General features: G+C 70.6%; 22 protein-coding genes. 12 read left to right on the forward strand and 10 right to left on the reverse strand.

The window, feature by feature from the left end; all coding sequences use genetic code 11:
* Positions 1-10 precede the first annotated feature (10 nt).
* Positions 11-574, reverse strand: coding sequence for an NAD(P)H-dependent oxidoreductase (locus AB0F81_RS04980; protein WP_360191080.1), 564 nt, complete (start codon positions 572-574; stop codon positions 11-13).
* A 90-nt stretch (positions 575-664) separates the two neighbouring features.
* On the opposite strand from AB0F81_RS04980, the gene AB0F81_RS04985 reads away from it, so the two are divergent.
* The 4 genes from AB0F81_RS04985 to AB0F81_RS05000 all read left to right on the forward strand — a co-directional run bounded on the left by AB0F81_RS04985 (position 665) and on the right by AB0F81_RS05000 (position 9,467).
* Positions 665-1,156, forward strand: a complete 492-nt coding sequence (locus AB0F81_RS04985) for a MarR family winged helix-turn-helix transcriptional regulator (RefSeq protein ID WP_360191083.1) — start codon at positions 665-667, stop codon at positions 1,154-1,156.
* Between the two features lie 91 nt (positions 1,157-1,247).
* Positions 1,248-4,004 (forward strand): AAA family ATPase, encoded by a 2,757-nt coding sequence (locus AB0F81_RS04990; RefSeq protein WP_360191086.1) that lies wholly within the window; start codon positions 1,248-1,250, stop codon positions 4,002-4,004.
* 16 nt (positions 4,005-4,020) lie between these two features.
* Positions 4,021-6,747: an AAA family ATPase gene (locus tag AB0F81_RS04995; protein ID WP_360191089.1), complete on the forward strand. Its 2,727-nt coding sequence runs from the start codon at positions 4,021-4,023 to the stop codon at positions 6,745-6,747.
* Entirely contained in the window at positions 6,744-9,467 is a 2,724-nt protein-coding gene (locus AB0F81_RS05000) for an AAA family ATPase (RefSeq protein WP_360191092.1), read from the forward strand. Before AB0F81_RS04995 ends, AB0F81_RS05000 begins: the two co-directional genes overlap by 4 nt.
* Before the next feature lie 29 nt (positions 9,468-9,496).
* On the opposite strand, the gene AB0F81_RS05005 is transcribed toward AB0F81_RS05000, so the two are convergent.
* Genes AB0F81_RS05005 through AB0F81_RS05020 form a run of 4 tightly spaced genes read right to left on the reverse strand, consistent with a single transcriptional unit; the run spans position 9,497 to position 13,577 of the window.
* Entirely contained in the window at positions 9,497-10,771 is a 1,275-nt protein-coding gene (locus AB0F81_RS05005; protein ID WP_360191095.1) for an epoxide hydrolase, read from the reverse strand.
* Between the two features lie 34 nt (positions 10,772-10,805).
* Positions 10,806-11,522 carry an SDR family oxidoreductase gene (locus tag AB0F81_RS05010; RefSeq protein WP_360191098.1) on the reverse strand — a complete coding sequence of 239 codons (717 nt, stop codon included), beginning with the start codon at positions 11,520-11,522 and terminating at the stop codon, positions 10,806-10,808.
* Entirely contained in the window at positions 11,519-12,976 is a 1,458-nt protein-coding gene (locus tag AB0F81_RS05015) for an MFS transporter (RefSeq protein WP_360191101.1), read from the reverse strand. Before AB0F81_RS05015 ends, AB0F81_RS05010 begins: the two co-directional genes overlap by 4 nt.
* On the reverse strand, positions 12,960-13,577 hold the full coding sequence (locus AB0F81_RS05020) for a muconolactone Delta-isomerase family protein (RefSeq protein ID WP_360191104.1): 618 nt from the start codon (positions 13,575-13,577) through the stop codon (positions 12,960-12,962). Before AB0F81_RS05020 ends, AB0F81_RS05015 begins: the two co-directional genes overlap by 17 nt.
* A gap of 166 nt (positions 13,578-13,743) precedes the next feature.
* Between AB0F81_RS05020 and AB0F81_RS05025 the strand changes: the two genes are divergently transcribed.
* From AB0F81_RS05025 to AB0F81_RS05045, 5 genes are all read left to right on the forward strand, one after another.
* Positions 13,744-14,361 (forward strand): VOC family protein, encoded by a 618-nt coding sequence (locus tag AB0F81_RS05025; protein WP_360191107.1) that lies wholly within the window; start codon positions 13,744-13,746, stop codon positions 14,359-14,361.
* Positions 14,358-15,383, forward strand: a complete 1,026-nt coding sequence (locus AB0F81_RS05030) for an alcohol dehydrogenase catalytic domain-containing protein (protein WP_360191110.1) — start codon at positions 14,358-14,360, stop codon at positions 15,381-15,383. The genes AB0F81_RS05025 and AB0F81_RS05030 overlap by 4 nt, the downstream gene beginning before the upstream one ends.
* 6 nt (positions 15,384-15,389) lie before the next feature.
* Positions 15,390-16,091 carry an SDR family NAD(P)-dependent oxidoreductase gene (locus AB0F81_RS05035; RefSeq protein ID WP_360191113.1) on the forward strand — a complete coding sequence of 234 codons (702 nt, stop codon included), beginning with the start codon at positions 15,390-15,392 and terminating at the stop codon, positions 16,089-16,091.
* 21 nt (positions 16,092-16,112) lie between these two features.
* A complete protein-coding gene (locus AB0F81_RS05040) occupies positions 16,113-17,453 on the forward strand; it encodes an NAD(P)/FAD-dependent oxidoreductase (protein WP_360191116.1) in 1,341 nt (446 codons plus the stop codon).
* Between the two features lie 170 nt (positions 17,454-17,623).
* Positions 17,624-19,201 (forward strand): hypothetical protein, encoded by a 1,578-nt coding sequence (locus AB0F81_RS05045; RefSeq protein ID WP_360191119.1) that lies wholly within the window; start codon positions 17,624-17,626, stop codon positions 19,199-19,201.
* A 530-nt stretch (positions 19,202-19,731) separates the two neighbouring features.
* Here AB0F81_RS05045 and AB0F81_RS05050 read toward each other — a convergent pair.
* From AB0F81_RS05050 to AB0F81_RS05065, 4 genes are all read right to left on the reverse strand, one after another.
* Positions 19,732-20,349, reverse strand: coding sequence for a DUF6518 family protein (locus AB0F81_RS05050; RefSeq protein WP_360191122.1), 618 nt, complete (start codon positions 20,347-20,349; stop codon positions 19,732-19,734).
* Between the two features lie 443 nt (positions 20,350-20,792).
* Positions 20,793-21,551 (reverse strand): alpha/beta hydrolase, encoded by a 759-nt coding sequence (locus AB0F81_RS05055; protein WP_360191125.1) that lies wholly within the window; start codon positions 21,549-21,551, stop codon positions 20,793-20,795.
* Positions 21,552-21,808: 257 nt separating this feature from the next.
* Positions 21,809-22,426, reverse strand: a complete 618-nt coding sequence (locus AB0F81_RS05060; RefSeq protein ID WP_360191128.1) for a lysophospholipid acyltransferase family protein — start codon at positions 22,424-22,426, stop codon at positions 21,809-21,811.
* Between the two features lie 255 nt (positions 22,427-22,681).
* Positions 22,682-23,098: an SgcJ/EcaC family oxidoreductase gene (locus tag AB0F81_RS05065; protein WP_360191130.1), complete on the reverse strand. Its 417-nt coding sequence runs from the start codon at positions 23,096-23,098 to the stop codon at positions 22,682-22,684.
* Between the two features lie 266 nt (positions 23,099-23,364).
* Here AB0F81_RS05065 and AB0F81_RS05070 point away from each other — a divergent pair, with 266 nt between their 5' ends.
* On the forward strand, positions 23,365-23,745 hold the full coding sequence (locus tag AB0F81_RS05070) for a helix-turn-helix domain-containing protein (protein WP_360191133.1): 381 nt from the start codon (positions 23,365-23,367) through the stop codon (positions 23,743-23,745).
* On the opposite strand, the gene AB0F81_RS05075 is transcribed toward AB0F81_RS05070, so the two are convergent.
* Positions 23,742-24,149 carry a RidA family protein gene (locus AB0F81_RS05075; RefSeq protein WP_360191136.1) on the reverse strand — a complete coding sequence of 136 codons (408 nt, stop codon included), beginning with the start codon at positions 24,147-24,149 and terminating at the stop codon, positions 23,742-23,744. The two genes, AB0F81_RS05070 and AB0F81_RS05075, sit on opposite strands and share 4 nt — an antisense overlap.
* Before the next feature lie 829 nt (positions 24,150-24,978).
* Here AB0F81_RS05075 and AB0F81_RS05080 point away from each other — a divergent pair.
* Complete coding sequence (locus tag AB0F81_RS05080) at positions 24,979-25,884, forward strand: ATP-binding protein (protein ID WP_360191139.1); 906 nt, start codon at positions 24,979-24,981, stop codon at positions 25,882-25,884.
* A gap of 79 nt (positions 25,885-25,963) precedes the next feature.
* Complete coding sequence (locus tag AB0F81_RS05085; RefSeq protein ID WP_360191142.1) at positions 25,964-26,350, forward strand: STAS domain-containing protein; 387 nt, start codon at positions 25,964-25,966, stop codon at positions 26,348-26,350.
* Positions 26,351-26,468: the final 118 nt, after the last annotated feature.

The raw sequence follows: 26,468 nt of genomic DNA on the forward strand, positions 1-26,468 counted from the left end.
ATGAGCGGCGTCAGGCGGCGACGCGTAGTGGCGCGAGCGCGGTGCTCCAGGCAACGACCTGGTCGAGCAGGGTGTTGAGCTGCGGGATCTGGTAGTCGCCGGGCTTGAAGACGCTGTAGTTCTCGAACTCGGTCGCCAGCGCCAGGGTGACCTGCTGACGCACGTCGGCCATCTGCAGCTCACCGGCGACCAGACGCAGGTGCTCCACCGCACGGGCGCCGCCGACCGAACCGTAGGAGACGAACCCGACCGCCTTGTTGTTCCACTCGGCGAACAGGTAGTCGATGGCGTTCTTCAGCACGCCCGAGGTGCCGTGGTTGTACTCCGGGGTGACGATCACGAAACCGTCGAACGACGCGATCTTGTCAGCCCACTTCTTGGTGTGCTCGTTCTGGTACTGCCCCAGCGACGGCGGGATCGCCTCGTCGAGGTGGGGCAGCGGGAAGTCACGCAGGTCGACCAGTTCGTACTGCGCGTCGCCACGCTGCGCGGCGATGTCGTGCACCCAGCGGGCGACGGCCTCGCCGTTGCGGTTGGGGCGGGTGCTTCCGAGGATGATGCCGATCCGGGTCACGGTGACTCTTTCCTACTTCGATCGCGAGTCGTGATTGACACGTCAACTATGCCACCATGTTATTGACACGTCAACCAGAGGAGGCCCGCCATGGCCGGCGCGCGCAAGCTGCCCACCCGCGACGAACTGAGCACGTGGCGCGAGTTCATCGAGACCACCGAGAGGCTGCGCAACATGCTCACCGCGCGCCTGCAGCACGACACCGGCCTCTCCCCCGGCGACTACGCGGTCCTGCTCGCACTGAGCGAAGCCCCCGGCAGCCGGGTCCGCTCCTCCGAGCTGGCCTCCCTGATCGGCTGGGAACGCAGCCGGCTGTCGCACCACCTCGGCCGGATGGAGCGCCGCCGGCTGATCCGGCGTGAGGAATGCGCCTCGGACAGCCGCGGCGCCGAGGTCGTGCTGCAACCCACCGGCGCCGACGCGTTCCACGCCGCCACCGCTCCCCACCTGCGGGCCATCCGCGAGCTGTTCATCGACGCGCTCACCCCGGAGCAACTGGCCGCCGCCGGCGAGATCGCCGCGGCCCTTCAGACCCACCTGTCGCGGCCCGCCTCGAACGCGACCGAACGAAGCCGCACATGAAGTGGCGCCGCTGTGACGGCGATCATAGCTGGCGCCCTGTCCCGCGACCGAGACTGGAGCGTCATCCCGGTCGCACGGCGGAGGGGAACTCGTGCGTCAAACGCGGTCTGCGCCAGCCGGGCGGCTGATCGGACGACAGGCGGAGCGCGCCGCACTGGACCGGGTGATCAAGGCATTGCGCAGTGGCGAAAGCCGGGTGCTGGTGCTGCACGGCGTCGCCGGGGTCGGCAAGTCCGCGCTGCTGGAGTACGCACAGCGCACCGCAACGAACGCCCGGGTGCTGCGGGCCGCCGGCGTCGAGTCCGAGATGGAACTCGCCTACGCCACCCTTCACCAGCTGTGCGCGCCGCTGCTCGACCGGGTCCCACACCTGCCCGACCTGCAACGCGAGGCGCTGGAGACCATCTTCGGGATGCGCTCCGCACCGCCACCGGAACGGTTCCTGGTCGGCCTGGCCGTCCTCAACCTGCTGGCGGACGCCTCCGAGCACCGCCCGCTGCTGTGCCTGCTCGACGATGCGCAATGGATGGACCAGGCTTCGGCGCGGGTCCTCGGTTTCGTCGCACGGCGGCTGCTGGCCGAGTCGGTCGCGCTGGTTTTCAGCACCCGGGTGCGCAGCCGGGAGTTGCTCGACCTACCGGACCTCGAGGTCACCGGTCTGCGCGACGCCGACGCGCACGCCTTGCTGAACTCCGTCACGCACTCCGGGCTGGATCAGCACATCCGCAACCGGATCGTGGCCGAGACCCGCGGCAACCCCCTCGCCCTGCTGGAACTGCCCCGCGGGTTGAGCCGAACCCAGATGGCCGGCGGGTTCGGCCTGCTGACCGCCGACGCGCTGCCCCGGCGGATCGAGGAAAGCTTCCTGACCCGGGTGGACGGGCTGCCCGAGCAGACCCGGCGGCTGCTGCTGATCGCCGCCGCCGAGCCCCTCGGTGACCCGGTCCTGGTGTGGCGCGCCGCCGAACGGCTCGGTGTGACCGTGGCGAGCGCGCTGGCCGGCGGCACGGACGGGCTGCTCACGGTCGCCGAGCGCGTCACGTTCCGCCATCCGCTCGTCCGGTCGGCCGTCTACCAGGCGGCGCCGGTGGACGAGCGCCGCGCCGTACATCTGGCTCTGGCCGAAGGCACCGATGCCGGGACCGATCCGGACCGCCGGGCCTGGCATCTGGCGGCCGCCGCCGGCGGCCCCGACGAGGAGATCGCCGCCGAGCTGGAACGATGCGCCGAGCGCGCGCAGGCGCGCGGTGGCCTGGCCGCGACCGCCGCCTTCCTGCAACGCTCCGTGAGCCTCACCACCGACCCTTCCCGGCGCGCCGAGCGCGCCGTCGCGGCCGCCGCCGCGACCCTGCACGCCGGCGACCTGGAGGGCGCACGCCGATACCTCAGCATCGCCGAACGCGACGCGCAGAGCGAGTTCCACCGGGTCCGGGCCCATCTCGTGCGCAGTGAGATCGCGTTCACCACCGGGATGAACCACGAGGCGCCGCCGTTACTGCTGGCGGCCGCGCAGCGCCTGGAACCGTTCGACGTCCAGCTCGCCCGCGAGACCTACCTGATGGCGTGGGGCACCACCGCGCTGGTCGCCGCGGACGCGGACAGCCTGCTGGCGATCTCGCAGGCGATCAGGACGCTGGCGCCCAGGCCCGGCCCCGCCGATGTGCTCGATCTCCTGCTCGAGGGCGGTGCCCTGCTGGTCACCGACGGGCGCGCGGCAGCCGTCCCGGTGCTCCAGCGCGCCCTGCCCGGCCTGCTCGAACTTCCCGCACGCGACATGCTCAAGTGGGGCTGGGTCGCCAACGGCATGATCCCCGCAGTCTGGGACTTCCCGGCGGTGTACGCGAGCTACCGGCGGGCGGCGGCGATGGTCCGTGCCGCAGGCGCGCTCAACGAACTGCTCTTCTGCCTCACCTCCCTCGGCATCTGGACCTCGTGGGCCGGCGACTTCGCCGCCGCCGACTCGATCGCCGCCGAGATCGAGACCGTGGCCGCGATCGTCGGCGCCCCGATGGCGCCGCACGTACGGCTGCGGCTGGCCGCGCTGCGCGGCCGGCGGGAGGAAGCCACCGAGCTGGTCCGGACGACGATCGCCGAGCTCAGCGCGAGCGGACAGCTGATGGGCGTCACGGTCGCGCAGTGGTCGGCCGCGGTGCTGCACAACAGCCTCGGCCAGTACGCGGAGGCGGCCGCGGCGGCCCGGGCCAGCTCCGAGGTCGCCGAGCTGTGGGTCGCGATCTGGGCGCTGCCGGAGCTCATCGAGGCCGCCGTGCGCACCGGGGACCGGAAGGCCGCCCGGCAGGCCCTCGACCGGCTGACCGATGCGGCGCAGCCGTGCGACACCGACTGGGCGCAGGGCATCCTGGCCCGCACCAGGGCCCTGCTCGCCGAGGGCAGCACGGCGGAGCGTCTCTACCGGGAGGCGATCGAACGACTCGGTCGCACCCCGCTACGCCCGGAGTTCGCCCGCGCTCACCTGCTGTACGGCGAATGGCTGTGCCACTCGCAGCGCACCGCTGAAGGCCGCGATCAACTGCAGACGGCGTACGAGATGTTCGTGGCGATCGGCATGGAGGGATTCGCCGAGCGCACCCGTCGTGTCCTGCTCAACGCCGGAACGGCGGTCCGCAAGCAGCGGACCGAGGCCACGTCGGTCGACGAGCTCACCCCGCAGGAGAAGCAGATCGCCGTACTCGTACGCGACGGACTGTCAAATCCGGAAGTCGGCGCGCGGCTGTTTCTCAGTCCCCGGACGGTCGAATGGCATTTGAGGAAGATATTCGCCAAGCTCGGGGTCAGCTCGCGCAGGCAGCTTCGTGACACGCTGCCACGCGAAGCGGTGAACAACTGAAATTCGGGGGGATCATGTGCACCAGCAGCTGTTCGTCGATCGAGAGACCGAACGAGCCGCATTCGACGATCTGGTCAAGGCTCTGCGAAACGGCGAGAGCCGCGTCCTGGTGGTGCACGGCGCGCCCGGGGTCGGCAAGAGCGCACTGATCGACTACGCGGAGCGGGCCGCCGGCGATCTACGGGTGCTCCGCGCGGCCGGGGTCGAGTCCGAGATGGAACTCGCTTTCGCCGCACTGCACCAGATCTGCCTGCCCCTGCTCGACCGGCTGGACCACCTGCCCGTGCCCCGGCGCGAAGCGCTCGAGACGGTCTTCCGGATGCGCGCCGGCACTCCTCCCGACCCGTTCCTGGTCGGCCTAGCCGTGCTCAACCTGCTCTCCGACGCATCCGAGCAGCAGCCCCTGCTCTGCCTGGTCGACGACACCCAATGGCTGGACCGGGCCTCGGCGCAGGTGCTCGGCTTCGTCGCCCGCCGGTTGCTCGCCGAGTCGATCGGCCTGATCCTCGGCACTCGCCAACCGATCGGACCGGACTGGAAAGGCCTGCCGGAGCTGGAAGTCACCGGGCTGAGCAACGCCGACGCGCACCTGCTGCTCCGCTCGGCCACCCGCACCCGGCTCGACCAGCGCATCAGCGACCGGATCGTGGCCGAGACGCACGGCAATCCGCTCGCTCTGATCGAGCTGCCCCGCGGACTCACCATGACCCAGATGGCCGGTGGCCTCGGCCTTCTCGACGCGGACACCCTGCCCGGCCGGATCGAGGAGAGCTTTCTCAACCGCATCCGCGACCTTCCCGCATCGGCCCGCACGCTGCTGCTGGTCGCGGCCGCCGACTCGGTCGGCGATCCGGATCTGGTCCGCAGTGCGGCCCGGCAGCTCGGTGTGCCCGCCGCGACAGCGGTCGACGACCTGCTCACCATCGACGAACGGGTCACCTTCCGGCATCCGCTCGTGCGCTCGGCCGTCTACCGGGCGGCGGATCCCGCCGACCGCCGTGCCGCCCACCTGGCACTGGCCGAGGTCACCGATCCGCACACCGCACCGGAACGGCGCGCCTGGCACCGCGCGGCCGCGGCCGTCGGACCCGACGAGTCGGTCGCCGACGAGCTCGAGCAGTCCGCCGGCCGCGCGCAGTCCCGGGGTGGTCTCGCCGCGGCCGCCGCGTTCCTGCAACGGTCGGTCGCGCTGACCGGCGACCCACTGCGGCGCACCGAACGGATGCTGGCCGCTGCGGAGGCGAGCCTGCGCGCCGGCGAGTTCGACGACGTCCGCCGACTGCTCCGGGCCCTGGATTCCCGGCCGCTCGACGGACCGCAGAGCGGCCGTGCCGGTGTCCTGGAAGGCCAGATCGCGTTCGCCTCCGGAGCCGGCGGCTCCGCGATTCCACTGCTGCTGGACGCGGCCAGCCGACTCGCTCCCACGCACCCGCGACTGGCTCGGGAGACGTTGCTGAACGCCTGGGGCATGGCGACCGTCAACGCCGACCGGGAGGGGTTCGTGGCCGTCGCCCGCGCGGTCCGCAGCGTGCCGGCCGACGAGACCCACAGTGCGCTGGACCTGGTCCTCGACGGGATGGCGCTGCTGGTCACCGAGGGTTGGGACGCCTCGGCCACCACGCTGCGGGAGGCCGCGGAACGCATCAGCGACATGCCGGTCTCCGAGGTGGTGCGCTGGGGATGGCAGTCCACCGTCGTTTACGGCGGCATCTGGGACTTCGAAGCCCTGCGCGCCGCCTGCGTCCGGCAGGTCCGGCTCGTCCGTGAGGCCGGCGCCCTGCAGGCGCTGCCCTACAACCTCACCGGCCTCGGTTACGCCCTCACCTGGGCCGGCGAGTTCGAACAGGCCGCCGCCGCCATCGCGGAGAGCAGGCTGGTCGCGGAGGCAACCGGAAACCCGATCCCGCCCTACATCAACCTGCACCTGCTGGCGTTGCGCGGCCGCGAGGCGGAAACCACCGAGCTGGTGACGGCCACCCTGGAAACCGCCGCGGCCACCGGTTTCGGATCAGGGGTGACGACCGCGCACTGGGCGAGCGCGCTGCTCTGCAACGGCCTGGCCCGCTATCCGGAGGCGATGCGCTCCGCCCGGGCCGCCGAGCAGAAGTGGGAGCCGATCGGCTCCACCTGGATCCTTCCCGAACTGGTCGAGGCGGCCAGCCGTGCCGGTGACGACCGGGTCGCCCGCAACGCGCTCGAGCGGCTGGTCGCGACCACGCGCCCGTTCCCAGCGGACTTCCCGGCCGGCTTGGAAGCACGCTGCCGTGCCCTGCTGGCCGAGGACAGCGCCGCCGAGGACCTCTACCGGGAGGCGATCGAGCGGCTCGGCCTGACCCGGATGCGGCCCGACACGGCCCGGGCCCACCTGCTGTACGGCGAATGGCTGCGCCGGCGCCGGCAACGCGCCGAGGCACGCGAGCAGCTGCGTACCGCGTACGAGATGTTCGTGTCGATCGGCATGGAGGCCTTCGCCGAACGGGCCCGCCGCGAGCTGGTCGCCACCGGGGAGAGCGTCCGCAAACGCACCGCCGAGGCCACCTCCGGCGACGAGCTGACCGCCCAGGAACGCCAGATCGCGCTGCTGGTGCGCGACGGTCTGTCCAACCCCGAGGTCGCCGCCCGGCTGTTCATCAGCCCGCGCACCGTCGAATGGCACCTGCGCGGCATCTTCGCCAAGCTCGCCGTCAGTTCCCGCCGCCAGTTGCGTGACGTGCTGCCGCCCGCCGAGGAGGTGACGAGATGAGACAGTCACGTCCCGAGCTGCTCGGCCGCGACGCCGAACGCGCCCGCCTCGACGAAATGATCAGCGCGGTGCGCAGCGGCGAGAGCCGGGTGCTCGTCGTGCACGGCGGGGCCGGTATCGGCAAGACCGCGCTGCTCGCGTACGCCCGGGATGCCGCCACCGGCACGCGCGTGCTGCGCGCTGCCGGCGTCGAGTCGGAGATGGAGCTCGCGTTCGCCACCCTGCATCAGCTGTGCCTGCCGCTGCTCGACCGGCTGGCGAACCTGGCGAACCTGGCGCCCGGCCGGCGCGAAGCGCTGGAGACGGTGTTCCGGATGCGGGCCGGCGCCACCCCCGATCAGTTCCTGGTCGGGCTGGCGCTGCTCGACCTGCTGTCCGACGCGTCCGAGGACGGCCCGCTGCTCTGCCTGATCGACGACATGCACTGGGTGGACCGGGCCTCGGCGCAGGTTCTCGGCTTCGTCGCGCGCCGGCTGCTCGCCGAGTCGGTCGGTCTGCTCTTCGGCGTCCGTGTGCCGGGGCCGGAGCTGCGCGGGCTGCCCGGTCTGGAAGTCACCGCCCTGCGCGACCCCGACGCCTACGCCCTGCTCGACGCGATCTCACCCGCCCGCCTCGACCGGCACATCCGCGACCGGATCGTCGCGGAGACCCACGGCAACCCGCTCGCCCTGATCGAGCTGCCGCAAGGGCTGACCACCACGCAGATGGCCGGCGGGCTCGGCCTGATCAACGCCGACGCGCTGCCCAACCGGATCGAGGAGACGTTCCGGCAACGGATCCGGGAACTGCCGGCGCCGGCCCGGCTGCTGCTCCTGCTGGCGTCCGCCGAACCGGTCGGCGACCCGGACCTGGTCCGCGGCGCGGCAGCACGGCTCGGGTTGTCCCTCGCCGTCGGCGACATCGACGAGTTCCTGTCGTTCGGCGAGCGGGTCACCTTCCGGCATCCGCTGGTGCGCTCGGCGGCCTACCGGGCCGCGGAGACTATCGACCGCCGGGCCGTACACCTGGCCCTGGCCGAGGTCACCGATGCGAAGAACGCACCGGAGCAGCGGGCCTGGCACCGCGCGGCGGCCGCGGCCGGACCGGACGAGTCGGTGGCCGCCGAGCTGCAACGGTCCGCCGGGCGCGCGCAGGCCCGCGGGGGGCTGGCCGCGGCCGCGGCCTTCCTGCAACGCTCGGTGGCGCTCACCGCGGATCCGGCGCACCGCACCGACCGGATGCTGGCCGCCGCCGAGGCCAGCCTGGGCGCCGGGGAGTTCAACGACGCCCGCCGGCTGGTCGAAGCGCTCGGCTCCCAGCCGCTCGACGCCCTGCAGAACGGCCGGGTCGCCGCGCTGCGCGGCCAGATGGAGTACGCCTCCGGGCGCAGCTCCGCAGCGATCCCGCTGATGCTCGAGGCGGCCCGGCAGTTCGTGGCCGCCAGTCCCGCGCTCGCCCGGGAGACCAGCCTGCACGCGTGGGCCATCGCGAGCAGCACCGGCGACCGGAACACCATCGTGGCGGTGTCGCACGCCGTACGCGAGATCCTGCCGCCGCCCGGCGACGATCCGCTGGGCCTGCTGATCGACGGCGTGGCCGGGCTCGCCGCGGGCGAACGGAGCGCCGCGGTGGAGTCGCTGCGGCAGGCCTCGGTCGCCATCGTCGATCTGCCCGTCGCGGAGGTGATGCGGTGGGGCCGGGTCGCGTCCGCCGCGTTCGCCGGGCGCTGGGACCTGGACGGCCTGTTGCGGGTCAGCACCCGGCAGCTGGCCCTGGTACGCGAGGCCGGCGCCCTGCAGAGCCTGCCGGAACACCTCGTCAACCTCGGCTACGCCCTGATCTGGACCGGTGACCTCGACGAGGCGGCCGCGGCCGTCGAGGAGATCGAGATGATCAACGAGGCGACCGGGCGGGAGGCGTACCCGCCGTACGCCACGTTGCGCCTGCTCGCCCTACGTGGCCGGGAGCCGGAGACCGTCGCGCTGATCACCGACACGCTGCGCGACGCCGAGGCGACCGGCCTCGGCACCGGACTGACCGGCGCCTGCTGGGCGGGCACGGTGCTCTACAACGGTCTGGCGCGCTATCCGGAGGCGCTGCGGTTCGCCCGCGACGCCGAGCAGCGGTGGGATCCGTGGAACTCGGTCTATCTGCTGCCCGAGCTGGTCGAGGCGGCCGTCCGCACCGGTGAGGAGCGGATCGCCCGGGAGGCTCTCGACCGGCTCGTGGAGACGACCCAGCCGTCCGGCACCGACTGCGCGGCCGGGCTGCAGGCGCGCAGCCAGGCTCTGGTGCACGGCGACGAGTCCCGCTACCGGGAGGCGATCGAACTCCTCGGCCGGACCCGGATGCGTCCCGACCTGGCCCGGGCCCACCTGTTGTACGGGGAGTGGCTGCGCCGCCTCCGGCGCCGGATCGAGGCCCGGGAGCAGCTGCGGACCGCGTACGACATGTTCGTCTCGATCGGCATGGACGGGTTCGCCGAGCGTGCCCGCCGGGAGCTGCTGGCCACCGGTGAGAGTGTCCGCAAGCGGGCCGCCGGCAGCGGCGCCGGTGACGAGCTGACCGCCCAGGAACGCCAGATCGCCCTACTGGTGCGCGCCGGGCTGTCCAATCCGGAGGTCGGCGCCCGGCTGTTCATCAGCCCCCGCACCGTCGAATGGCACCTGCGCAGCGTCTTCGGCAAGCTCGGCATCGACTCGCGACGCCAGCTGCGCGACGTCCTGCCGGACAGCGGTTAGCGCAGCGACCGCTATCCGGCAGACAGCGCTCAGCGCAGCGACCGGAAGGCGGCGCGGATCTCCCGGGTGAAGATCTTCGGCTGTTCCCAGGCGGCGAAGTGGCCGCCCCGGTCGACCTCGTTCCAGTGGATGATGTTGCCGAAGGTCTTCTCGCCCCAGCTGCGCGGTGCGCGGTAGATCTCGGCCGGGAACACGGTCACGGCGACCGGCAGATCCGGAATCGGCACGGCGTTGAACGGGCCGCCGCCGGCTTGCGAGCCCTCCCAGTAGAGCCGCGACGACGACGCGCCCGTGTTGGTCAGCCAGTACAGCGAGATGGCGTCGAGTATCTCGTCGTAGGTCAAGACCTTCTCCGGCTCACCGCCGCTGTCGGTCCACTCGGCGATCTTGTCGTAGTAGTAGGCCGCCATCGCGACGGGCGAGTCGGCGAGGGCGTAGCCGATCGTCTGCGGGCTCTGGTTCATCATCGCCGCGTAGCCGAAACCGTCCCGGTAGAAGTGCAGCAGCCGGTCGTAGGCGATCTTCTCCCGCTCGGACAGCGTCGCTGGTGCGGGGTCGAAGTTGCGCAGGTGGCGCAGGATGTCCGGCGGCACGGTGCCGGGCATGTTGATGTGGATGCCGAGGAGTCCGGCGGGTTTCTGCGTCGCGAGCACCTCGGAGATGATCGCGCCCCAGTCGCCGCCCTGTGAGACGTACCGGGAGTAGCCGAGGCGGAGCATGAGCTGGTGGAAGGCCTTCGCCACCCGGGGCGGGTTCCAGCCCGGAGCGGCCGGGTTGCCGGAGAAGCCGTAACCGGGCAGCGTCGGCAGGACCAGGTGGAACGCGTCATCGGCACGCCCGCCGTGTGCGGTCGGGTTGGTCAGCGGGCCGATGACCTTCAGCAGCTCGACGATCGAGCCGGGCCAGCCGTGCGTCATCAGCAGTGGCAGGGCGTCGCGGTGCGGCGAGCGGATGTGCGCGAACTGGATGTCCAGCCCGTCCAGCGCGGTGATGAACTGCGGCAGGGCGTTGAGCCGTGCCTCGGCGTCGCGCCAGTCGTAGCCGCGGCCCCAGTGCTCGACCAGCGGCCGGAGTTTGTGCAGCTGGGCGCCCTGGGAACGGTCGCGGACCGTCTCCCGGTCGGGCCAGCGGGTCATCCGCAGCCGCTCCCGCAGATCGTTGATCTGCCGCTGCGGAACCTTGATGCGGAACGGGCGGACGCCGGCCGGGGTGCCGGTCGCCGCCTGCGCCGGCAGGGACACCCCGAGCTGGGTGGCGGCCACTGCCCCGGCGGCGATCCCGAGGAAACCTCGTCGATCGGTCATGGTGATCAGTTCTCCTTCTGTGGTGGGCGGGCGGTCAGGTGAGTTGCTGGCCGCCGTCGACGTCGTAGGTGGCACCGGTCAGGGCGTCGTTGACCATCAGGTGCAGGATCAGGGCGGCCACATCGGCCGGGCCGACGACCCGTCCGATCGGCAGCGTCGTGCGTAGCTGCTCGCGGCGCTGCTCGATCTGGTCGCCGAGCAGCCGGGCCGACAGCGGCGTGTCGACGAAGCCGGCGGCGACCGAGTTGATCCGCAGCGGGGCGAGTTCGAGGGCGGCGTTCGTGGTGATCGCCGCCAGCCCGGCGGTGCCGATGGCCGCGAGGATGTAGCCACGACCGGGACGGCGGGCACCGGTTCCGGAGATGAGGGTGAGCGACCCGCCCGGTCGGACGCGGCCGGCGCACTCGCGGGCCACCCGCAGGGCGCCGAGCAGATGCGCGTCGAGCGAGCCGCGGGCCACCTCGAAGTCCATCTCGAGGATCGGTGCGTAGACCGGGCCGCTGCCGCTGAGCAATACGTGGTCGACCGGCGCCGGCAGCCCGGCGAAGAACCGGCTCAGCCCGCCGGTGTCCGCGAGGTCGAGGGCCGCTGTCGCGGCGCCGAGCTCGTCGCGGACCGCTTTCAGGCGGCCCTCGTCGCGGCCGGTGACCACGACCTTCGCTCCGGCCGCTCGGGCCTGGCGGGCGGTCGCCAGCCCGATGCCCGAGGATCCGCCGAGGACGACGACGGTGCTTCCGGACAGGGTGGTCATCTCATTGCTCCTTCCGTCACGAGGTCTTCCGATACCGCGCAGGCGTGCACCCGGGGGTTGGGAACCAATGGCTGCCCGCGGCGGTTGCTGGGCACGAAGAGGGCGGTGAGCAGGGCGGCCGCTGCGGTGAGCGCGGCCAGCACGAGCATCGCGAAGCGGTAGTTGGCGGCGAGCGGCCCGCCCAGGTCCGGGGCGCCGCTCACCCCGAGCAGCACCGGCACCAGGCCGACCAGCACCACGCCGCCGACCCGGGACGCGGCGTCGTTGATCGCCGACGCCTCGCCGAGGTCGCTGTCGTCGACGGCGGCGAGCACCCCGGCGGTCAGCGGCGTGACCGCCAGTCCGAGCCCGAGGCCCCACAGCAGGGCGCCCGGCAGGATCACTTCGGCGTACGGGTCTCCGGGCCGCACCGAGGACAGCCAGGCGAGCGCGGCCGCGACGAGCAGGATGCCCGTGGCCATCGGCCAGCGGGTGCCGACCCGGGCCACCAGCCCGCCGGCCAGCGGTGAGACCACCAGGAAGACCACCGACTCCGGGATCAGTGCCGCACCCGCCTCGGTGGCGCTGTAGCCCAGCCGCAGCTGGCACTGCAGGACGATCAGGTAGCTGGCGGCGGCGAGCGCTCCGTAGAACAGCACAGTCGCCGCGTTGATCGCCACGAACGGCCGCGACCGGAACAGCTGCGGGCGCAGCATCGGCACTCGCAGCCGCCGCTCGACCGGGATCAGCGCGGCCAGGCATCCCAGCCCGAGCACCGCCGACGCCAGCACCGGAGCGGTCGCCCACCCCATGTCCGGTCCCGCGGTGAGCGCGTAGATGACGCCGCCGAGCCCGGCCACGGCGAGCAGAGCGCCGACAATGTCCACCGACAGCGGCCGCCGTTCCAGGTCCGTGTCGGGCACCTGACGCAGCAGCCACAGCGCCGCGACGATCAGCGGCACGTTGAGCAGGAACACGTAGCGCCACGACGCGTGGTCGACCAACCAGCCCGCGCCGTACGGGCCGAGCGTCGTGCCGAGCGTGGAGACGCCGGCCCAGATCCCGATACCCCGCGCCCGGTCCGGACCGCGCAGCGTCCCGTTGAGCAGCGCGAGACTGCTCGGCACCACCAGGGCGCCGCCCGCACCCTGCACCAGCCGGGCCGCGATCAGCGCAGCCACGTTCGGGGCGGCGGCACAGGCGAGCGAGGCGGCCAGCATCAGCAGCAGCCCCGCGGCCAGCACCCGCCGCCGGCCGAAGTGGTCGGCCAGCGCCCCGGCGAGCAACAGCAGCGCGGCCACCGTGACCAGATAGCCGGTGACCACCCACTGCAGCTCGCTCACGCTCGCCCGCAGGTCGGCGCCGATCGCCGGCACCGCAACATTGATCATGTAGGCGTCGACGAACCCGACCGCCGACGCGAGCACCGTGGCGGCGATCAGCGCCCACCCGGCCCGGCTACGCAGCGCGATCATCCGTCGCCACCTCGATTCCCGGGTCACTGGGGTGCCGGGTCAGCGGCACGATCTCGGTGGTCAACCAGTCGGCCAGTGGCAGCGTGCTCAGCAGCCCGCGCAGGTGGTACGCGTTCCTCGCCCGCCAGTGGCCCAGCGACCCACCCGGAACCGTCCACAGCCGCAGCAGCCATCCGCCGGCCGCCAACTCCCGAGCCCGCTGTGCCTCCAGCGCGAACCGTTCCTCGGCGTCCTCCTGGCTCGTACCCCGCGGAATTCTGATCTTGAAATGGACGAGGAAGTCGCGGGCCCCCGCGGACACCGGCACCCGGCCGGGCCCGGGATCGTTGGGGAAGGCGCCCAACGGCGTCACCTCGTCGCTGCGCCAGACCCGCAGCGGCATCGCTATCAGTGTCGCTTCGAGCTCCTCCGCGCCGGTCGCCGCGAACAGGCCGATCGAGCGCCACTCCCCCGGCGCCAGCGGCGGGCGCCACAACCGCAGGATCCGTCCCGTGCCGGCCAGGGCACGGGTGTGCAGAGCCTCGCGGGCTCGCATGTCGGCCACCTCGGCCGGTGTGGTGCCGGTGGGCACCTTGGTCGTCATGGTCACCAGAAACTCCATGTCAGCCCCCTCCTGTCCGCCTCCACCATCGAGCTGCGCGGTGCCGGTACACACCCGTGGCAGTCCCTGGCGGCCAGGGGCCAGGGAGTCTCACGGGTATCACCGGGGCCCGGGACCGACAGGCTCGAAGGCAAGCGGAACAACACGAGCGCAGGAGGCACGAGTCATGGACATGAAGCTGGAAGTCGTCGTGATCCCGGTGTCGGACGTCGGCCGGGCCAAGGACTTCTACACCGCATTGGGCTGGCGCCTCGACGCCGACATCGCCACCAGCGACACCTTCCGGGTGGTCCAGGTGACCCCGCCCGGATCCCCGGCCTCGGTCATCTTCGGCATCTCGGTCACCGACCAGGCCCCGGGGTCGGCGCAGGGGCTACACCTGATCGTCAGCGACATCGACGCCGCCCACGACGAACTCAAACGGCTCGGCGCCGACCCCAGCGAGGTCTTCCACGACGCCGGCGGCATCTTCCACCACGCCGGCACCGACGCCCGCGTGCCGGGCGCGGACCCGCAGCGCAACAGCTACGGCTCGTTCTTGTCGTTCAGCGACCCGGACGGCAACGGCTGGCTGCTGCAGGAGGTGACCACCCGGCTGCCCGGCCGAGTCGACCCGGCCGCCACAACCTTCTCCTCCACCAGCGACCTGGCCGCCGCGCTGCGCCGCGCCGCCGCGGCGCACGGCGAACACGAGGCGCGCATCGGCGCCGAGGACCCGGACTGGCCGGACTGGTACGCCGACTACATCGTGCGGGAACAAGCCGGAAGCGAGCTGCCGCGATGAGCGACGACACGTACCGGGCGATGACCGTCACCGGTCACCGCCGGTTCGACCTGGTGCAGCGGGAACGGCGCGAGCCGGCACCCGGCCAGGTACGCATCGAGGTCGAGGCCTGCGGGGTCTGCCGCACCGACGAACTCGCCGTCGACGGCCTGCGGGCGGATCCACAGACGCCTCTCGTGCCCGGCCACGAGATCATCGGCGTGATCAGCGCCGTCGGCCCCGGCGTCGACGACTCGTGGCGGGCCGGCGATCGGGTCGGCGTCGGGTTCCTCGGCGGGCAGGACAACACCTGCCAGGCGTGCCGCCGCGGTGACTTCGTCAACTGCACCGATCAGCCACTGACCGGCACCGGTGTCGACGGCGGCTACGCCGAGGTCACCTACGCCCGGGCGACCGGCCTGGTACGGATCCCGCACGGCACCGACCCGCTGAATGAGGCGCCGCTGCTGTGCGCCGGGCTGACCGTGTACAACGCGCTGCTGTCCGGCCGGGCCCGCCCGGGCTCGCTGGTCGCGGTGCAGGGCATCGGCGGCCTCGGCCACCTGGGAATCCAGTACGCCAAGGCCCTCGGGTATCGCGTCGCCGCCATCGCCCGAGGCACCGCGAAAGCCACCTTGGCCACCGAACTGGGCGCCGACGAGTTCATCGACAGCACAGTCACCGACCCCGGCGCGGCCCTGCAGAAGCTCGGCGGCGCGGCCGTCATCGTCGCCACCTCGGCCGCGGGGTCGGCGATGTCGGCGCTGGTGCCTGGGCTCGGCCGGCGCGGTGAGCTGGTTGTCGTCGGCGCGGACCCGGAACCGCTGCAGATCCGGCCCGCTGACCTGATCTTCGGCGGCCACACGGTCCGCGGCAGCCTGACCGGCACGTCGATCGAGAACGAGGACAACCTCGAGTTCGCGCGGCGCCACGGCGTCCGCTCGTACAACGAGGTGTTCCCGCTCAGCGAGGCGGCCGAGGCGTACCAGCGGATGATCTCCGGCGAGGCCCGCTTCCGTGTCGTGCTCGACCCGAACGGCTGATCAGCCATGGCCGGCACACCACTGAACGGCGCCGTCGCTCTCGTCACGGGCGCCGGCAGCGGCATCGGCGCCGCCGCCGTCCGCCGGCTCACCCAGGAGGGCGCCGCGGTGGCGGCGGTCGCCGGCCGGCGTGACCGCCTGGACGGGGTCGTCGGCGCCGTCGCGGCCGTGGGCGGCCACGCGGTGGCGGTGGAGGCCGACATCACCGACCCGGAACACGCCGAACGGGCGGTGCAGGACACCCTCGACCGGTTCGGCCGCATCGACATCCTGGTCAACAACGCCGGCGTCATGCTGCTCGGCACCGCCCTGCACACCACGCTCGAGCAGTGGGACCGGATGGTCACGCTCAACGTGTCGGCGTTGCTGCACATCACGCATGCCGCAGTGCCACACCTGATCGATGCCGCGATGACCTCGCCGCGGCAGGTGGCCGACATCGTGAACGTCAGCTCGACAGCCGGGCGGGTGGCGCGCCCGGGCAGCAGCGTCTACACCCTCACCAGGTTCGGCCTCAACGGGTTCACCGAGTCGCTGCGCCAGGAACTGGTCGAGGAACGCGTACGCGTCGGCGTGGTGCAACCCGGCGCCGAACCGGTGAGCCATCTCGACGACGCCACCGCGGACGCGATCGCCTACATCGTCACCCGCGATCCCCGGGTGGCCGTCAACGAGATGCTCGTGCGGACCGCCGAGCAGGCCTGGTGAAACCCGAAAGAGGTAGATGTGATGAGCGACTATGACGTGATCGTCATCGGTGGCGGCTCACCCGGCGAGCACTGCGCCGGAGCCCTGGCGGCGGGCGGCCTGCGGGTCGCGGTGGTGGAACGGGAGCTGGTCGGCGGCGAGTGTTCCTACTACGCGTGTATCCCGTCGAAGACCCTGTTGCGGCCCGGTGAGGCGGTGCAGGCGGCGCGGGAGGCGCAGGCCACCGCCGAGATCGACGTCGAACGTGCCCTCGCCTGGCGCGACTTCATGGTGTCGGGCTACTCCGACGCGGGCCAACAGCAGTGGCTGGCCGGCAACGGCATCGACCTGCTGCGCGGTGCCGGCCGGCTCGCCGGCCCCGGCACGGTGGAGGTGGCCGGTACGCGCTACACCGCGGAGCACGTCGTCATCGCCAACGGCGCCGCACCGATCATCCCGCCCGTTCCCGGCCTGCGGGACCTGGACGGCATCTGGACCAACCGCGAGGCGACCGGCATGCGGCAGGTCCCGCGCCGGCTCATCGTGCTCGGCGCCGGCCCGGTCGGCGTCGAGATGGCCCAGGCGGTCCGGCGCCTGGGCGGCGAGGTGGTGCTCACCTCGCACCGTGACCGCGTCCTGCCGCGCGAACCCGCGCCGCTGGGTCAAGCGCTCGGCGAGGCCCTGCGCCGCGATGGCATCGAGCTGGTTCTGGGCCGGCGGGCGAGCGCCGCCCGCCGCGACGGCGACGACTACGTGCTCACCCTCGACGACGGCAGCGAACTGCACGGCGACCGGCTGCTGGTTGCGACCGGGCGGCGCCCACGCATGCACGACATCGGCCTGGACACCGTCGGCGTGACCGCCGGCGACAAAGGCATCCCGGTCGACCGGCGGCTGCGCGCCGCGGACAACCTCTGGGTGGTCGGCGACGCCACCGGCCTGTGGATGCTCACCCACGTCGGCAAATATCAGGCTCGGGTGGTGGCGGACAACATTCTCGGCCGCCCCCGCGAAGCCGACTACACAGCGGTGCCCCGAGTCGTGTTCACCGACCCGCAGGCGGCCGCGGTCGGCGCCACCGAGGCGCCGCTCAGCGCGACGGTGCCGATCGCGGAGGTCGCCAAGACCGCGACCTACACCCGGGAGTACGCCGAGTCGAACGGCTTTCTCACCCTGCTCAGCGACGGCGACGTGCTCACCGGCGCGTACGCCCTCGGCCCCGAGGCCGGTGAATGGCTGCAACAAGCGACCCTGGCCATCCGGGCCCGGGTACCGCTTGACGTGTTGCGCGATGTCATCCAGCCGTTCCCCACGTTCTCCGAGATCTACATCGCCGCGCTCAAGGCACTCCACAAGTCCGAGGCCGTGATGATCGGCGCCTGACCCGCTGACCGCGCCGAGTCGCTGCGGCGGCTCGGCGGGTTCCGGGAGGACACGGTGACCGGCCAACCGGAACGTCTTCGCCAACTCATCATCTGCCCCGGGAGCCATCGGCCATCGGCCTTGATCGCTGTTAAGATCCCGCCTCACCATCCACCGAGACGGGGACAGTTTTGCGAAGACTTCCCGTGCTGGCGGCGGCCCTCATCACGCTGCTGCCGGTCACCCTGCTCAGCACCACCGGATCAGCGTCGGCGGCCACCGCCACCCTGACCGTCACCACATATGACCGCACCGGAGCGAAGCTCAAGGCGCCGTTGCGCCTGATCAGCCTGGACAGTGGCGCCGCGTACACCGCAACGAGCCTCACAGCGAAGAAGCTGAAGAAGGGCAAGTACGCGGTGCTGACCAACATCTATTCAGCCAAGGACGGCACCGACACGCTCGGTGCCCGAGTGCTGAAGGTGTCCGGCAAGACCACCACCACGATCGACGCGCGCCGCGGCCGGGCGATCAAGGTCGCCCTGGACAAGACTCCCGCCGGCCAGCCCTACCAGGAGCTGCGAGCGCAGATCTGCGCCAACTCGTCGTCCTCGTCCACCGAGATCGGGACCTGGAACACACCCGGCAAACTGTTCGTCATCCCGAACGGGTCGAAGAGCCTGCGGTTCGCTTACAACTCCGCCTGGTCGAACAGCACGACGAACAGCGTGTGGCTGGTCTCGGCGGCAACCAAGACCGTGCCGGCCGGCGTGACCCGCACCTGGCGAACCTCATCGCTGGCCACCGTCAAAGCAGTGGCCAGGCGCGGACCGGCCGGCAGTGACCAGTCCGACCTGCGCCTCGAGGAGACCTCCTCGTGCCACGCCGGGTACGGCATCCCGGCATTCTCCGGCCAGACCCCGGCGGTCGCCACCTTCCACGTCAGCCCGGGCAAGTGGCAGCTGTCGGCGAACTGGTGGGGCACCGAGAGCACCGGCAATCCGGCCATGATGGGCTTCGACAACCGCAACCTGACACTGGTCGCCGGCCGGTCGTACAGCCGGTCCTTCTTCAACGCCGGCTGGGGACCGGGCCGCAGCCTGCCCCGGATCTACTCCAACCCCGGAAGGCTCCGGTTCGACACCTCCCGGATGTTCACCGACCCGGCCTACGATCTGTACTCCGAGGCCAGTCAACGCTCCAAGGTCACGCTCTACGACAGCGCCCGCAAGGTGGTCAAGTCGCAATGGCGCACCGACTGGGAGGGCCGGGGTTCCGACTTCAACGCCAAGATCAAGGCCAAGGGCTGGTACACGCTGCAGGTCGACGCCCAGCGATACCGCCCCGGCATCAAACACCCGGCCGACATGCTGTCACCACGCGTCCAGGCGATCTTCCGGATGAAGCTGGACCCGAAGGCGAAACCGCGCAGCGCCGACGTCATCCTGCCCCGCATGGTGCCCACCGGGCTGGACCTGAACAACCGGGCCAGGCCCGGCTCCAGCACCGTGCTGGAGATCCGGCCGGATCGCCGCCACAAGGAAGTCGACCTGAAACTCGGCAAGGTCACCGCGAAGATCGTCACCACCCAGGTGTCGTTCGACGGCGGGAAGACCTGGCGCTCGCTCACGGTCCGCAAGAGCGGCACCAAGTGGCTCGCAACGATCAAAAACCCGGCCTCCGGCGCGGTCGCGCTCCGCACCCGGATCACCACCACCAAGAACGCGTACGCACAGGTCACCATCGTCCGCGCGTACACCGTCGGCTGACCTCCTGGGCCGGGGCCTACCCGCCCCGGCCCGACACCGGCGTGCGGCGATCCGGTGGTTGTTCCGCGGTGAGCAACCATGCGGATCCGCACTCCCGGACGACAGGCTGTGGTCATCAGCCACCAGCGTTCCACGGCTACCGCCAGCCACCTACCGGCCCTGCCGCGCGATGCCGAGGCTCCTACGTCCAGGCCGGCCTCGTGGAACCCAAGCAGCCGAGGCGTACCGCCGGCTCGGCAACCTCACCGCCGCCGACGAGCACGCCCGCGAGTTGAGGTCTCAATAGCTGCGAACCGTCGGCGCTGGCGGCGTAGATCCGCTCGGCGAGTTCGAGGTTGAGATGCTCGCCGACGGCGAACCGTCGGACCGCCGCGCTCAGAACGCAAGCGACCAGCGGCGGATCCGGATGCGAACGTGAGCGACCGCTCACGCAGTTGCATCAACTGAGTGTGCGATAGGCGACCACGAGCGCGATCACCCTCTCGTGATCATCTTGACCTCGTCAGTCAGGGGCGATGCCACGACGTTGATCAGCGGAACGAGGCGAAGGTGAGCAGCAGCCAGCCGCCCGCCGTCAGCGGGACCGACCAGGCCAGAGCCAGGAGACGGTCACGCCAGGTGCGGCCCACCAGCATGGTGATCAACAAACCCAGGACAAAGACCAGCGAGGCGTACGCCCCTTGCTCGCCGGCCCCGTAACTCGGGTCGCTGATCCGGCGGAGATTGACCACACCCTCGGCGAACAGCATCGCCGCGGGAAGAGCCAGAGCAGGCAGCCGCAGCATCCCGGACGTGCGGGCCAGCACACCACCGCCACCGAAGACCACACCGGCGACCACGCCGAAGCCCATCCACATCAGCGCCGTCGTGTTGTAGAGATTGCTCCAGTCGTCGTTCTGGATCAGCGCGGCGGCCAGGTAGTAGCTGGGCACCGCCACCACCAGGCAGACGATCGCCGAGGCGATCCCGGCAGGCAGGCGCCAGCGGTGGAGGTACGTCAGCAGGAACGCGGCGACCGCCCACGTAGCCAGGGAGTTGCCCAGATCGCCCACCGGGGACGGCAGATACTTGATCCAGAGGTAGTCCAGAAACCCCAGCAGGAAGCCCGCCCCCGGGGCCACCACGGCCGCGTGCCGCTTGATCGTCATGAGTGATCAGCCTAGGAGCGGCCGGCCTCGCACGGATCCGCTTGGCGACAGAGCACACCCGGCCGAAAGGCAGAGGTCACGGTACGGCGTTCGCTCTGCGCGACGATTCCGATCCGGGGGTCAGCTGCCGGATGGAGCCATAGCGGGCCATCGTCGACGCTCCGCACGGGCACACCAGACGTCGCCTGCGCCGACGCAGCGCTATCACGAGTCCCTGGTCCGTGAACGCCGCCGACTGCACTGTCGCTCCGGTAAGGCGAAGGATCCGGTTGAATGCTGTGGTAGGCCGCACGAGTTGATCAACGAGTAGGCGCCAACCTGGCTCACTTCGGGGCAGCGTCTCGCCCCAACCGCTGCGCCGTAGGTGTGACCGGGCTAGCGGCGGGCGTGGGCAGGGGCATTGCGTAGCGGCTGACCGCGCGGCAGCACGGGCTCCAGCAGTGTCAGGAACTGCTCGGTACGCCAGCGCTGCCCAGGTGCCTAGCGAAGAATCGGATCGAGCTGTCGATTTCGAAAGGCGGGATCTGGAAGTGGCCACCGGGGTTGGCGTGCAAGGTCTTCTCGACGGAGCCGAGTGCGTCGAACAGCTTCATGACTGAGTCCCGCGGATTGCCTTCATCGTCCCACTGCAGCAGGTACTCGACCGGGATCGTGATCCGCGCTGCGGTGTCCAGAAGCCAGTCGCACGCCATGAGGCCGAGGACCGCAGCAGTGATCCGGGGTTCGGCCGCGACAAGGCGGATGCCCGACTCCCCGGCAGCGGACAGGCCGTAGTACCCGACGGGCTGGCTGTCGCCAACGGAGTCCAGTTTCTGCAACGCGTCCAGGGTGGTCTGCCAGTCGGGGATGAGTTCTGCCGCTACGGTTTCGTAGAGGGCGGGCAGCGCGGGTCCGAAGGGCTCGCCCGCAGCCTTTCGTTCGTCGATCAGCGCAACGAGCCGCCGGATCTCTGGATGCTCTGGCCTGTCACCGGTACCTGGCGCGTCGATCGCGGCGACCGCAAAGCCGCAAGCGGTGACGTACGGGAAGGCTCGGGACATGACCTCCCATCCCTTCTTGTGCTGGCCGCCGCCGTGCCCAATCAAGACCAGTGGACGGGGACCGCAGCCTTCGGCGGGCGTCCAGAGCACTCCAGGGATGTCGCCGACAGCGAAGAGCTGTTCGCGGATGCCGTCGGCAACGGTTTCTGCGGTGATACGCATGGAGGAATTACATCGACAACCCGCTGACGCGGCGAGTCAATTTCAGTCGGGCCGGCGACGGTGGTGGCCGCCGCCCGTTCATCTCCTCGCCACGGTTCCCACTACCCACACTCCGTTTCAACTACCGCGGCTCGGCTTAACCGCTGACGTTGCCATCGAGTTCGACATCGCCACCTAACGCGCTCAGCTTCGCCAACGGAGATCCACGGGGGCGCCATTACCGCGGAACGGCAGTTCGCATCCATCGACAGCTGGTGTCATCTTGCCGCTGCGACCGGCGCGACGGCGCGGAGTTCGGCGGTCAGCCGTGCGGCCAACTCCAGGGCGGATTCCGACGGCGACGACGGCGTGGGTTCGAAGAACGTCACCTTCAGCCGGGGGCGTCGTGGGAAACGGGCGATGTCTACGGTCCCGGAAACGGCCGCGCAGACGATGCGGGCCTGCGGCACGGCCTGAGCGAGACGTCCGACACCGCTGCGGGCACGCAACTGCTGGCCTTGTGAGCGGCTGCCTTCAGGGAAGATCCCGAGGCAGCCGCCGGCGGAAAGGCACTGCACCGCGGCATCCAGCGCGCGCGTATCGGCCTCGCCGCGCCGGACGGGGATCTGACCCATCCCGTCGAGCACCCGTCGGAGCAGCGGATTCTTCCAGAGCGATGCTTTGGCGAGGGCCTGGATCTGCCGATGCCGGCGGGCGGCGAACGCGATGACCACCGGGTCCCACGCGCTGTCGTGGTTGGCCGGGACGATCGTCGCGCCGTGCAACGGGAGGTTGTCCAAGCCCACCACATCGAGACGGCCCCACCAGCGGACGATCGGCCCCGCCGCCGCCATGACCGCTTGATAGACCGGTGGGATCCGGCCGGCGTTGTTCATCGCAGCAGCAGAACGATTACGCCCCATGACCCGCTCTCACCGTCTCAAGCCCATGCCTTTTCACCAGCGAGCGCTTGCTGTCCTGCTCGCCGACGTCGTCATCCACTGCGTGGACGACTCACCGGCCCTGTTTAACAGGTCGAGCGGCTCTCAGCAACGCGACAGCGCTGGGCGGCGTGAGGTAGGAATCGAGGGCAACCGGCGCCGAAACCTACAAACTCTCTACCCGCGAGCCAATGCGCTGTCGTGGCGATTTCATGCGCTGGTCGCTATCGGCGTGTTTTGGTTGGCGGTCAGTCGCCACTGGCCGTTTTCCTTGGACATCACGTACATCGGAGTGCCCTCGCCCAACTCGGTCACCTGCTCGCCAGCCGGCGAGAAGTACCGTTGGCGGACCTTGACCGCGGCCACGTCGGGCCGGATGAAGAGAACATGCACTACCTCGTAGGAAGGAATGAGATCCTTCATCGCGCCGGGCAGCACCTGCTGGGTGAAGGCGGCGATGGCGTCGCGGCCCACGAGGAGCTTGCCGGCTCCGGTGGTCCAGATGGCGTCCTCGCGGAACAAGGCGACGAACTCACCGACCAGTTCGTTGCGCTGGGCATGAGTGACGGTGGCGACGACTTGTTCGATGGCTGCGATCTCGGTCTGACGGTCAATGGTTGCGTCCATGACAAGATCGTCGAATGTGAACCACGCTTCAGGTCAATCGTCCTGTGACCAGCAATACGCAGACGCTCCTGCACGATCGAACGAGCTCACATCGGTCAGTCCAGGTAGGCGACGGCGCGGACTGTCAGCCACCCAGCGTGACGACGCTATGTTGGCCAGGCGCGCACGAGATTCGGAAGATCGTACGGCCGACACGCGAAGAGTCGGGGAGTACGTGAGCTGTATTGTCTCTTGCGGTTACCAAGGAACTGATGGAGAGTGTGCCGGTGGGATCTCGACAGCAGATCAGTGCCTTGCCGCCGGAAGCCGACCTTGCCCGGGCGGACTCCCTGGCCCGGGAGATCTTTTCCGACATCGCCAACAAGTGGGCGTTCCTGATCATCGAGTTCCTGGGTCAGCGGACGATGCGCTTCAGCGAGCTGCGCGACGCGGTCGGCGGCATCAGCCACAAGATGCTCACCCAGAATCTGCGAATGCTGGAACGCAACGGCCTGGTCGAGCGGACCGTGCATCCCACCATCCCGCCCCGGGTCGACTACAACCTCACCGAGGCGGGACAGGCGTTACGCGCCGTGGTCGACGGCATGTGCGGCTGGACCCAGCAGTATCTGGGTCACATCGAGGCTTCCCGCAAGAGCTTCCGCTAGTCGAGGACGGCTGTCACCTCCACCTCGACCAGGTGCTCCGGCACGTCAAGAGCCACGATGCCGAACAAAGAAGCGGGCGCGGCGAGGGTGACACCCAACTTCGCCGCCGCACGGCCGATGCCGTCGATCACCTGGGGCATCTTCTCCGGCTGCCAGTCGACCACGTGCATGGTCAGTTTCACCACGTCGTCGAAGCTCGCGCCAACGCCGGCCAGAGCCGCGGCGACGTTCAGATAGCACTGCTCGATCTGGGCGGCGAGATCGCCCACCGCAACGTTGTTTCCGTCGGCATCCCAGGCCACCTGACCGGCCACATGGATCAGCCTCGAGCCGGTCGCCACCGACACCTGCTTGTAGATCGGGATCTCCGGCAGCCCGCTCGGGTTCACCAGGGTGATGGCCATGTCGCACTCCTCTTACAGTCTCTTTCGGTTACTGAGAAACCGTAAGAGATCGTGAGTGAACAGGCAAGGAGGCACTTTTCCGAAACCTGGTCACCGCGAAGTGACCGGGAAGACCGGTCGCGCCCGGGATTTCTCCACGGCTCGCGGCCAACGGCGGGTCGGCCGCGCCCGAGGCTGAGCGATACGACCGGCTGGGGACCTGCTCGCGGGTGTGTTGCGGCCGTGGTGGCCCCTGAGTTGGCCAAGTCGCTGTGGTTCGATGCCGCCTTGCGTGCCCTGCGGTCGCGGGACCGGCCTGCCGCCCGCGACCGCGGCCTGCAGGCGGTCCGTACGTCGAACATGGCGCGAACGAGCCGGCCGACCCACCTGGACGGCCCTCGGCGACCCCTGTGTCGGGACGGGGCGTGCGGAGGTGTGACGGCTGGTCTGCGCCGGGTCGACCGACCCGAGCGCATCCCCGCTGCATCTGTACGGTCGGGTGGCGTTCCCTCAGCACTTGTCGCTCGTTCGGGCCGGCCCGGGCAGATTGTCACGTTCGCAGCCGGTTACAGGTTCGTGCGTCCCGGTAGCGTGGGCGTGAATCCGTCGGGAGGCGGAGGACCCCCTGTCACGGTGGGATGCCGGTGTTCGTGGTGCCGGGTCTGAATTCGTCACGGCGGTGACGAGACAGACACGAGGTCGCACCATGACTGGTGCACACGGTTTCGTCCGGAAGCCAGCAGACGGCGAGATTGATGAACGCGGTAACGGACATCGCGACCGAGTGTGGGACCTGGTCAGCGCCTACGGGCCGGAAGTCATAGGGTTGTGCCGAGCGAGCGCGGCGCTGATGCCGGGCGTTGCCGGTGTGGGTCTGTCGGCCGGCCCCGCCGGGACGGTTCCCCAGGTCCGGTTCTGCAGCGACACGGCCAGTTCACGGCTGGAGTCCGCGCAGCTCACCCTCGACGAGGGGCCGTGCCGGGATGCGAGCGCGGCGCGCCAGCCGGTGCTGGTATCCGATCTGGCGGCCGGGTCATGGCGGCAGCGGTGGCCGCGGTTCGCTCCGGCCGCTCTGGACGCCGGGGTGCGGGCGGTGTTCGCGCTGCCCCTGCACGCCGGCGGGGTACGCCACGAGGGTGCCGTCGACCTGTACCGCCACACCCCCGGCCCGCTGAACAGCGCCGATCAATTGGCGGCCACGACGTTGACCGCCGCGGCTGCGGAGTTGCTCACCCTGGAGCGCCACGGCTTGAATCTACCTCGCGTCTTCACCGATGGCTGGCGCGGCGGCCGATCGGAGGACCTGGGCCCGGTAACCAGTCCGGTTGCATCTATCGCGGTGCCGCAGGTCCCGGGCAGCGTGCTGTTGGCCTGCTGGTTCGGCCCGACAACGCTGGGCCCGGTGCGCGAGCAGATCCGCGCCCTCGCCACCGGCCAGGGGTTGCGTGACGATCACTCGCACCGATTCGTGCTGGCGGTGCACGAAGCAGTGATCAACGTCGTGCGTCACGGGGGCGGGCACGGTCAACTGCTGTTGTGGAACCGCGACGGCCACCTGCGCTGCGAGATCAGCGACCACGGCCCCGGCATGCCCACGCCGGAGGCGTCCAGCGTCCACGTCCCCGACCCGGCGCGAGCCGGCTGGTCCGGACTACAGGTGATCCGGCGAGCCTGCACCAGTCTGGACATCACCACCGATTCCAGTGGCACCCGCCTGCTACTGAGTCAACGGCTCGACCAACGTCCTCCGACATGAGCGCGCAGGAGCAGGCCACCGCCCGCCACTTCGACCACGGCGGACCCATGACGACGCCGTTCACCGTGGAGCCGCGACGATGAGCGCAGGACACGACAGCGAGTCTGACCTCGACCAGGCCGAACAGCGTCTCACCGTTGCCGTGGTGGGGCCACGCTCCGATGTCGTCTGCGTCGCGGTCACCGGCGAACTCGACGTCAGCACCGCCGTCGCATTTCACCGCCGGCTGTCCGAGATCCTCGACGGCCGCCCCGACCAACGCCTGGAACTGGACCTCTCCGCTCTCGCATTCTGCGACCTCACCGGCCTGCGCGCCCTGCACGCCCTCGGCCCGACGAACGGCCAACCGCGTTGCCAAATTCGGATCGCCACGGCCGGGCCATCCCTTGACCTACTCCTGGACCTGTGCCAGACCCCGACCATCCTGGGCTACACCCCGCCCCCGGCCCACCGCGACGCCGGCTGAAGGCTCGCGCCTGACCAGCCCTAAGACGGCATCTCATTTGGGGTTGTTGTAGCGCAACATCATTCGTTGTACGGGCGTGGGTGATGTAGAGAAGTACTGCCCGGATGCGTTGTGGCGC

The sequence above is a fragment of the Actinoplanes sp. NPDC024001 genome (assembly GCF_040638955.1).
Taxonomy (GTDB): domain Bacteria; phylum Actinomycetota; class Actinomycetes; order Mycobacteriales; family Micromonosporaceae; genus Actinoplanes.